The 8,857-nt window shown below is 47.0% G+C and carries 12 protein-coding genes and 1 pseudogene; 10 read left to right on the plus strand and 3 right to left on the minus strand.

From position 1 onward, the window contains the following. A partial coding sequence (locus tag ACJHYW_RS24675) for an IS1 family transposase (protein ID WP_129692851.1) occupies positions 1–55 on the minus strand: 55 nt, incomplete at its 3' end. Positions 56–87: 32 nt separating this feature from the next. Between ACJHYW_RS24675 and ACJHYW_RS24680 the strand changes: the two genes are divergently transcribed. Further along, complete coding sequence (locus ACJHYW_RS24680) at positions 88–666, plus strand: DUF2726 domain-containing protein (RefSeq protein WP_032152936.1); 579 nt, start codon at positions 88–90, stop codon at positions 664–666. A 412-nt stretch (positions 667–1,078) separates the two neighbouring features. On the opposite strand, the gene ACJHYW_RS24685 is transcribed toward ACJHYW_RS24680, so the two are convergent. Then, positions 1,079–1,432, minus strand: coding sequence for a hypothetical protein (locus tag ACJHYW_RS24685; protein ID WP_000005489.1), 354 nt, complete (start codon positions 1,430–1,432; stop codon positions 1,079–1,081). A 471-nt stretch (positions 1,433–1,903) separates the two neighbouring features. Beyond that, entirely contained in the window at positions 1,904–2,926 is a 1,023-nt protein-coding gene (locus tag ACJHYW_RS24690) for an IS110 family transposase (protein ID WP_000156883.1), read from the minus strand. 404 nt (positions 2,927–3,330) lie between these two features. Between ACJHYW_RS24690 and ACJHYW_RS24695 the strand changes: the two genes are divergently transcribed. From ACJHYW_RS24695 to ACJHYW_RS24735, 9 genes and pseudogenes are all read left to right on the plus strand, one after another. Beyond that, positions 3,331–3,588, plus strand: coding sequence for a replication regulatory protein RepA (locus ACJHYW_RS24695; RefSeq protein ID WP_000083821.1), 258 nt, complete (start codon positions 3,331–3,333; stop codon positions 3,586–3,588). A gap of 234 nt (positions 3,589–3,822) precedes the next feature. After that, the gene (tap, locus tag ACJHYW_RS24700) at positions 3,823–3,897 is read left to right on the plus strand and encodes a RepA leader peptide Tap (protein WP_001365705.1); all 75 of its coding nucleotides are present in this window, start codon (positions 3,823–3,825) and stop codon (positions 3,895–3,897) included. Continuing rightward, complete coding sequence (gene repA / locus ACJHYW_RS24705) at positions 3,890–4,747, plus strand: incFII family plasmid replication initiator RepA (protein WP_032152935.1); 858 nt, start codon at positions 3,890–3,892, stop codon at positions 4,745–4,747. The genes tap and repA overlap by 8 nt, the downstream gene beginning before the upstream one ends. Before the next feature lie 700 nt (positions 4,748–5,447). Beyond that, the gene (locus ACJHYW_RS24710; RefSeq protein WP_001333237.1) at positions 5,448–5,588 is read left to right on the plus strand and encodes a hypothetical protein; all 141 of its coding nucleotides are present in this window, start codon (positions 5,448–5,450) and stop codon (positions 5,586–5,588) included. Positions 5,589–5,685: 97 nt separating this feature from the next. Then, positions 5,686–6,339, plus strand: coding sequence for a CPBP family intramembrane glutamic endopeptidase (locus ACJHYW_RS24715; protein ID WP_000616807.1), 654 nt, complete (start codon positions 5,686–5,688; stop codon positions 6,337–6,339). Between the two features lie 92 nt (positions 6,340–6,431). Next, entirely contained in the window at positions 6,432–6,689 is a 258-nt protein-coding gene (gene pemI / locus ACJHYW_RS24720; RefSeq protein ID WP_000557619.1) for a type II toxin-antitoxin system antitoxin PemI, read from the plus strand. 1 nt (position 6,690) lies between these two features. Continuing rightward, on the plus strand, positions 6,691–7,023 hold the full coding sequence (pemK-mt, locus tag ACJHYW_RS24725) for a type II toxin-antitoxin system toxin endoribonuclease PemK-mt (RefSeq protein WP_000439434.1): 333 nt from the start codon (positions 6,691–6,693) through the stop codon (positions 7,021–7,023). 284 nt (positions 7,024–7,307) lie between these two features. Then, positions 7,308–8,618, plus strand: a complete 1,311-nt coding sequence (locus ACJHYW_RS24730) for a DUF262 domain-containing protein (RefSeq protein WP_001262765.1) — start codon at positions 7,308–7,310, stop codon at positions 8,616–8,618. Positions 8,619–8,646: 28 nt separating this feature from the next. Then, a pseudogene (locus ACJHYW_RS24735) lies at positions 8,647–8,745 on the plus strand (IS1 family transposase); the annotation flags it as partial. Positions 8,746–8,857 lie beyond the last annotated feature (112 nt).

Below are 8,857 nucleotides of genomic sequence, written 5' to 3' on the forward strand. Positions count from 1 at the left end.
GCACCACCCCGTCAGTAGCTGAACAGGAGGGACAGCTGATAGAAACAGAAGCCACTGGAGCACCTCAAAAACACCATCATACACTAAATCAGTAAGTTGGCAGCATCACCTATTGCAGCGTTACTTATCCGGATTATCCTCAGAAGTGTAAATCAGCATTCTCCTTTGCTGATGCAATTGCATGCGGCAGGTATACGGACCGGTGATGCAGAGCGAATACTGTCCAGCGGTGAATGCTGGCAACGTCAGAAGACGCTGCTGACAGGAAGGGAAGTCAGTTTTATGAAAGGACTGTTCAGAATTGTGGATATGAAGCGGTGGTATCTGTGTCCGCAGGTACGGGTCGCGGATATCGTCCAGCTGAACGGGAATATCCGGCCACGATCACGCCAGTGGTGGCAGTTATTCAGGATGGTGTCTCAGTGGCATGTTGATGTGGTTATCGTTGAGCGGCGTTCGTTCAGTATTGTTGCAGCAGTAGAGCTGGATGATGCCAGTCATTTACGACCGGAACGCAGACGCCGGGATATTCTTCTGGAAGAGGTTCTGAGGCAGGCTGGTATTCCGTTGCTCAGAAGCCACGATGCCAGAAAACTGCTGCAGATGACCGGAGAATGGCTGAATACAACAGGGGCTGATCAGCAGTCCCCGGAACATCGTAGCTGACGCCTTCGCGTTGCTCAGTTGTCCAACCCCGGAAACGGGAAAAAGCAAGTTTTCCCCGCTCCCGGCGTTTCCATAACTGAAAACCATACTATTTCACAGTTTAAATCACATTAAAGGGCTGCGTTTGGGAAACGTACAATATTGTACGGTTGCGTTATCGCGCTCGGGTGTACTCCCGTGCTATACGGCGTTTTCAGAGGATTTGACCTCAATCGGATAACCTAAATGCAATACTGCAATGGCGATAACTTAAAAGAGATAGACGTTGACGCAAAATCAATCTGTTATGCATATCTATTGGTTAAATAATGCGCTTAACGTTCAAAATTTTTCGATCTCCAGACTGCCCCCGTTCAGCTCGCATAGGAATTATGGGAGAGGATTTTGGCTGAACCGGACAGATATAAACCCGTTACTTTTTATACCTTACAGATATGGTTCTTTTGACGTAATTCTTACCAATTTCATAGTCCGGGTTCCATGTCGCCAGATTATGGACACCGATTGCGGCAGCACTCACAGCTCCCAGAAGTGCTGTTGGTGACCATAGGGAGCCTGCCACCGCAGTGCTTCTGTATTCGGTGTATACGCGGCAGGTTAATTTCTTCTGCTGATGTTCAATCACATACTCCACTATTTTGACGGTTTCACTGATGTCGTTAACATTCGTGATATCAAAACTTTTGCGGTAAAAAATCAGGTCGTGTAGTTTCTGTTTGGTCAAAAATTCTGCGTTGAACGACTCAATCTGTACCGTTTCTGACATCCGTTGTTCCTCTCTTTCTTGGAGTCTGTGAATTTCCCTAGGCACGCGCCTTACGGTCAAACGTTGCACTTTTTCAGGGGCAGTGTATGTCAGAAAAGAATATATTGACTTGTATAAACGATCAATAATAAGAAATTGATCGTCTTAACTGTAAGCGTAAACCGACTGCCGTATGTGGGGGCGGTTTGGAGATCGGACATTTTTGTACTATAAGGGCTTCCCCGAACAGTCAACGTCGGTATTTATGGTTTGTGTCTGCACTACAGTTAAAAATAAAGGGGAGAGACTGCGGTACTATAAACGGCCATAATGAATCGCTATCGATTCGGACCCTGATGAAAGACGCGCGTGAGGCTCTTGTTCGTTAAGCGGATACGTATATCCTGTACAATAATCAGATATACCTCACGGGGTCTAACCCTTTATCATCAACGAGTTGCAGATCAGATGGTCATACGGTTTCTTCCTGCTTTAGCTTGCTGAATACAGCCTGAAATCATCACCGTAATGCAATGATGCCCAGCACAGCCTTGCATTTTTGGCGGCGATGGCCACAACAGCGCGCCAGTATCCTCTGCGTTCGACCAGTGAACAGACCCAACGACTGAATAAGTCAGTCCTTTTCTCAGCGCCAATCAGTACTGAACGAGCCCCCTGTACCAGAAGCGTTCGCAGATACGAATCACCGGCTTTTGTTATCCTGCCTAACTTCGACTTTCCGCCGCTACTGTATTGCGATGGAGTCAACCCCAGCCAGGCCGCCAGTTGCCGTCCATTTTTAAAATCATGTGCATTACCGATACAGGCAACCAGAGCACAGGCAGTTGTGGGACCAACTCCTTTTAGCTTCATCAGCCGCTGACTGCGGTGATCTGTTTTGGCTATGCGGGACAAAATTCGGTCATATTCAGTGATGTTAGCTTCAATGCGATCAACGTGTTCCAGTAAATCATCTACACATTGCTGAACCTGAAGAGGTAAAGAGCTCTTCTGCGCAGAAACCATGTGCCGCAAAGCATCTGTACTTTGTGGGGCAATGACGCCGAATTCTGATATCAACCCTCGAAGACGATTATATGTTGCTGTTTTCTCTTCGATAAAACCCTGTCGGTTACGATGCAGACACTGCATCGCCTGCTGGCTCTCGTCCTTAACTGGAACAAACCGCATATGTGGGCGACGAACCGCTTCGCAGATAGCCTGAGCATCAGCTGCATCATTTTTCCCTGATTTACCGGCCATGCGGTATGGAGATACAAATTTAGCGGCCATCAGACGCGGCTCATGACCATATTGCAGAAACAATCTTGCCCAGTAATAAGCCCCGGAGCACGCCTCCATCCCGATAACACAGGGCGGTAAACTTGCAATCAGCCCGGGAAGAGCTGCGCGGGTTACTCTGGATTTCACCAGAACGGTTTTGCCATTTTGGTCAACCCCATGAACAGCGAACACATTTTTAGCAAGATCGATACCGATAGTAGTGATGGTCATAACGAATCTCTCCAGGCTATGTTTACCCCATGATTGCACAAGAGTTAATCAGGTGCATATCCAGGGGAAGTCCCTTCCATTCGTTAGGGGCATTTTTTAACCGATACTGATAAGTAACTGATTGATTCATCGTGATCAGCTATCGCCTTTAAGTTATTGCTTTTCTCTTATCGCATTTAGGTTATCTCATGTCCCTAAAGGTCTGCCAAACACCGTATAGCGTCCGAGCGCGATAACGCAACCGTACAATATTGTACGTTTCCCAAACGCAGCCCTTAAACGACAGTAATCCCCGTTGATTTGTGCGCCAACACAGATCTTCGTCACAATTCTCAAGTCGCTGATTTCAAAAAACTGTAGTATTCTCTGCGAAACGATCCCTGTTTGAGTATTGAGGAGGCGAGATGTCGCAGACAGAAAATGCAGTGACTTCCTCATCTGGTGCAAAACGAGCATACAGAAAGGGTAAACCTTTGAGTGAAGCAGAACGACAGAGAGCAGCTTCTGCGCGCAAACGATCTGTATGTAAAGAGATCAAGGTTTTCGTCAGACCAGAACTGAAAAACTGCCTTACCAGTCTGTGTGCAGAGGAAGGGGTAACTCAGGCAGAGTTGATAGAAAGGCTTATCGAGAAAGAGGCCTGTCACCGGAACATGATGTGATGGGGTCACATTCTTGCTAGTTTTTTCTGTCAGTGCTAGATTACTGATCGTTTAAGGAATTTTGTGGCTGGCCACGCCGTAAGGTGGCAGGGAACTGGTTCTGATGTGGATTTACAGGAGCCAGAAAAGCAAAAACCCCGATAACCTTCACCAGGTTTGGCGACTAAGAGAAGATTACCGGGGCCCACTTAAACCGTATAGCCAACAATTCAGCTATGCGGGGAGTATAGTTATATGCCCGGAAAAGTTCAAGACTTCTTTCTGTGCTCACTCCTTCTGCGCATTGTAAGCGCAGGATGGTGTGACTGATCTTCAACAAACGTATTACCGCCAGGTAAAGAACCCGAATCCGGTGTTTACACCCCGTGAAGGTGCAGGAACGCTGAAGTTCTGCGAAAAACTGATGGAAAAGGCGGTGGGCTTCACCTCCCGTTTTGATTTCGCTATTCATGTGGCGCATGCCCGTTCGAAGGGACTGCGTCGGCGCATGCCACCGGTGCTGCGTCGACGGGCTATTGATGCGCTGCTGCAGGGGCTGTGTTTCCACTATGACCCGCTGGCCAACCGTGTCCAGTGCTCCATCACCACGCTGGCCATTGAGTGCGGGCTGGCGACAGAGTCCGGTGCAGGAAAACTCTCCATCACCCGTGCCACCCGGGCTCTGACGTTCCTGTCAGAGCTGGGACTGATTACCTACCAGACGGAATATGACCCGCTTATCGGGTGCTACATTCCGACCGATATCACGTTCACATCTGCACTGTTTGCTGCCCTCGATGTATCAGAGGAGGCAGTGGCCGCCGCGCGCCGCAGCCGTGTGGAATGGGAAAACAGACAGCGCAAAAAGCAGGGGCTGGATACCCTGGGTATGGATGAACTGATAGCGAAAGCCTGGCGTTTTGTCCGTGAGCGTTTCCGCAGTTACCAGACAGAGCTTAAGTCCCGGGGAATAAAGCGTGCCCGTGCGCGTCGTGATGCGAACAGGGAACGTCAGGATATCGTCACCCTGGTGAAACGGCAGCTGACGCGTGAAATCTCGGAAGGGCGCTTCTCTGCCAGTCGTGAGGCGGTAAAACGTGAAGTGGAGCGTCGTGTGAAGGAGCGCATGATTCTGTCACGTAACCGCAATTACAGCCGGCTGGCCACCGCTTCCCCCTGAAAGTGATCTCCTCAGAATAATCCGGCCTGCGCCGGAGGCATCCGCACGCCTGAAGCCCGCCGGTGCACAAAAAAACAGCGTCGCATGCAAAAAACAATCTCATCATCCACCTTCTGGAGCATCCGATTCCCCCTGTTTTTAATACAAAATACGCCTCAGCGACGGGGAATTTTGCTTATCCACATTTAACTGCAAGGGACTTCCCCATAAGGTTACAACCGTTCATGTCATAAAGCGCCAGCCGCCAGTCTTACAGGGTGCAATGTATCTTTTAAACACCTGTTTATATCTCCTTTAAACTACTTAATTACATTCATTTAAAAAGAAAACCTATTCACTGCCTGTCCTGTGGACAGACAGATATGCACCTCCCACCGCAAGCGGCGGGCCCCGACCGGAGCCACTTTAGTTACAACACACAAAAACAACCTCCAGAAAAACCCCGGTCCAGCGCAGAACTGAAACCACAAAGCCCCTCCCTCATAACTGAAAAGCGGCCCCGCCCCGGCCCTTCGGGCCGGAACAGAGTCGCTTTTAATTATGAATGTTGTAACTACATCTTCATCGCTGTCAGTCTTCTCGCTGGAAGTTCTCAGTACACGCTCGTAAGCGGCCCTCACGGCCCGCTAACGCGGAGATACGCCCCGACTTCGGGTAAACCCTCGTCGGGACCACTCCGACCGCGCACAGAAGCTCTCTCATGGCTGAAAGCGGGTATGGTCTGGCAGGGCTGGGGATGGGTAAGGTGAAATCTATCAATCAGTACCGGCTTACGCCGGGCTTCGGCGGTTTTACTCCTGTATCATATGAAACAACAGAGTGCCGCCTTCCATGCCGCTGATGCGGCATATCCTGGTAACGATATCTGAATTGTTATACATGTGTATATACGTGGTAATGACAAAAATAGGACAAGTTAAAAATTTACAGGCGATGCAATGATTCAAACACGTAATCAATATCTGCAGTTTATGCTGGTTATGCTGGCTGCATGGGGCATTAGTTGGGGAGCCAGATTTGTCATGGAGCAGGCCGTTCTGCTTTATGGATCAGGAAAAAACTATTTGTTCTTCAGTCATGGTACTGTTCTGATGTACCTGCTGTGTGTTTTCCTGGTATACCGCCGTTGGATAGCTCCGCTACCGGTCGTTGGTCAGCTGCGCAACGTTGGCGTACCGTGGCTGGTCGGTGCGATGGCCGTGGTGTATGTCGGTGTATTTCTGCTCGGTAAGGCGCTGGCTCTGCCTGCTGAGCCATTTATGACGAAACTTTTTGCCGATAAGTCCATACCTGACGTGATCCTGACGTTGCTGACCATCTTTATCCTTGCCCCGTTGAATGAGGAAACGCTGTTCCGGGGGATTATGCTGAACGTCTTCCGTTCACGGTACTGCTGGACGATGTGGCTGGGGGCGCTGATAACGTCGTTGTTGTTCGTCGCCGCGCACAGCCAGTATCAGAACCTGCTGACACTGGCAGAACTGTTCCTGGTGGGGTTGATTACATCAGTGGCCAGGATCAGAAGTGGTGGCCTGCTGCTGCCGGTATTGCTGCATATGGAAGCAACCACGCTGGGTTTACTGTTTGGTTGAAAGTTATATTTTTATTAAACATTGTGCGTTAAAGCCTGGTGTGTTTTTTTAGTGGATGTTATATTTAAATATAACTTTTATGGAGGTGAAGAATGCATACCACCCGACTGAAGAGGGTTGGCGGCTCAGTTATGCTGACCGTCCCACCGGCACTGCTGAATGCGCTGTCTCTGGGCACAGATAATGAAGTTGGCATGGTCATTGATAATGGCCGGCTGATTGTTGAGCCGTACAGACGCCCGCAATATTCACTGGCTGAGCTACTGGCACAGTGTGATCCGAATGCTGAAATATCAGCTGAAGAACGAGAATGGCTGGATGCACCGGCGACTGGTCAGGAGGAAATCTGACATGGAAAGAGGGGAAATCTGGCTTGTCTCGCTTGATCCTACCGCAGGTCATGAGCAGCAGGGAACGCGGCCGGTGCTGATTGTCACACCGGCGGCCTTTAATCGCGTGACCCGCCTGCCTGTTGTTGTGCCCGTAACCAGCGGAGGCAATTTTGCCCGCACTGCCGGCTTTGCGGTGTCGTTGGATGGTGTTGGCATACGTACCACAGGTGTTGTACGTTGCGATCAACCCCGGACAATTGATATGAAAGCACGGGGCGGAAAACGACTCGAACGGGTTCCGGAGACTATCATGAACGAAGTTCTTGGCCGCCTGTCCACTATTCTGACTTGAACATGGGGTTTGAGGGGCAACTGGATGAAAACGTACGATTTAGGGCACTAAAACCGCTGTTGTCCCACCATTCTGGTGATTCCCAAACGTTATTTGGCTAAAAAGTAGTTTTGATGTGGTTTATTTTCCGAATTCCAAGCGCAGCCCTACTTTCTTGTGCGTATTTGCGTGTTTTGCGCAGTTTTGAAGTTCCTACATCAGATTGACTTCGGATACAAATTCAATGAACATTGATGCAAATACTGACCTATCAGTTTCTTAACTAAATACTCGAGATACATCTAATGGCTAATGAAAACTTAGATATTGACTCCAAGACAGCAGAAGAATTATACGAGTGGTATCTGGATGATAAATTAATTATAAATCGAAGATACCAAAGAAAATTAGTATGGTCCCTCGAAGAGAAAACAGCACTGATTTCATCAATGACTCAGCAATACCCTATCCCTTTGCTATTGTTTGTTTCCATTGACAACAAAAGAGAAATCCTTGATGGAATGCAAAGACTAGAAGCTTTAATGAGTTTTATTGAGCAGCGATTTTCATTAAATGGTAAATACTTTAATTTAGATGCCATTGCATTAACAAAACAACTAAAAGACAGTGGTAAACTTCAACAAAAAGAGCCAGTGCTATCCCGCGAAAGTTCTACATTAATTGCTCGCTATAGATTTGCTATATCTGAATACTCTTCAACAGAGGACCACATTGACGAAGTGTTTCGACGCATAAATTCCAATGGTAAAATTTTATCAAAACAAGAACTACGAAGTGCGGGGTGCGTTAGTAATTTTTCAGAGTTAGTAAGGAAAATATCGACAATTATAAGAGGAGATACTACACATAGCGATATAATGGGACTGAATAAAATACATAACATATCAATTTGCAATGATGGACTCGATTATGGAATAAATATAGACAATCATTTCTATATTAGAAATCATATCATTAGTAGGCCTAGCATTAGAGACTCTGACGATGAAGAGTTAGTTGCAAATATCTTGGGCTATATATTTTTAGATGATAAGCCAACATCAGGATCAACATCGCTCGATACATTTTACGGTGAAGGTTCGACGAGTCATGCAATCCATACACGAACTCAATTAGAGAATTACATTCAGACAAATGGTGCAGATAAAATTGTCAATAATTACCTCTTCGTTTATGAGATGATTCAAAAATTATTTGATGCAAATAATTTGAACTTTAGATCACACATTCTGGGCAATGCATCTTCATCTCAAGAATGTCCTCGTTACTATCAAGCTGTTTTTCTTGCTTTGTATGAATTAATCATAAATGAAAACATGCAACTTGACGATGAACAGAAATTTATCGCTCAGTTAGGAGACAGTGTACAACGTTCAATGGTGCAAACCGAAGGGGGCCGTTGGGCAGCTAGCGCTCGTCAGAAAAGTGTCGAAGATTTATGTGCTTTAATCAGACGATATTTTAAAGAATCAGAAAATAAATTTATCAATCATGCTTGGCAAACACTGATAAGAACTCTACTTAATAACTCAAGAACAGAACAACCAAATTATGATTTTAAACAGGGAGGTGATGCTGCCAACTTACTGATTTAGTGTATGATGGTGTTTTTGAGGTGCTCCAGTGGCTTCTGTTTCTATCAGCTGTCCCTCCTGTTCAGCTACTGACGGGGTGGTGCGTAACGGCAAAAGCACCGCCGGACATCAGCGCTATCTCTGCTCTCAGGGGTCTGACGCTCAGTGGAACGAAAACTCACGTTAAGGGATTTTGGTCATGAGATTATCAAAAAGGATCTTCACCTAGATCCTTTTAAATTAAAAATGAAGTTTTAAAT

Origin of the sequence: Escherichia sp. WS3063 (assembly GCF_046486595.1) — a bacterium.
Classification (GTDB): Bacteria; Pseudomonadota; Gammaproteobacteria; order Enterobacterales; family Enterobacteriaceae; genus Escherichia; species Escherichia coli.

Bases quoted from the DNA above. Each gene is read 5' to 3' on its own strand.
- ACJHYW_RS24685 (WP_000005489.1), bottom strand. From the start codon at position 1,432: ATGTCAGAAACGGTACAGATTGAGTCGTTCAACGCAGAATTTTTGACC.
- ACJHYW_RS24690 (WP_000156883.1), bottom strand. From the start codon at position 2,926: ATGACCATCACTACTATCGGTATCGATCTTGCTAAAAATGTGTTCGCT.
- ACJHYW_RS24695 (WP_000083821.1), top strand. From the start codon at position 3,331: ATGTCGCAGACAGAAAATGCAGTGACTTCCTCATCTGGTGCAAAACGA.
- ACJHYW_RS24710 (WP_001333237.1), top strand. From the start codon at position 5,448: ATGGCTGAAAGCGGGTATGGTCTGGCAGGGCTGGGGATGGGTAAGGTG.
- ACJHYW_RS24715 (WP_000616807.1), top strand. From the start codon at position 5,686: ATGATTCAAACACGTAATCAATATCTGCAGTTTATGCTGGTTATGCTG.
- pemI (WP_000557619.1), top strand. From the start codon at position 6,432: ATGCATACCACCCGACTGAAGAGGGTTGGCGGCTCAGTTATGCTGACC.
- pemK-mt (WP_000439434.1), top strand. From the start codon at position 6,691: ATGGAAAGAGGGGAAATCTGGCTTGTCTCGCTTGATCCTACCGCAGGT.
- ACJHYW_RS24730 (WP_001262765.1), top strand. From the start codon at position 7,308: ATGGCTAATGAAAACTTAGATATTGACTCCAAGACAGCAGAAGAATTA.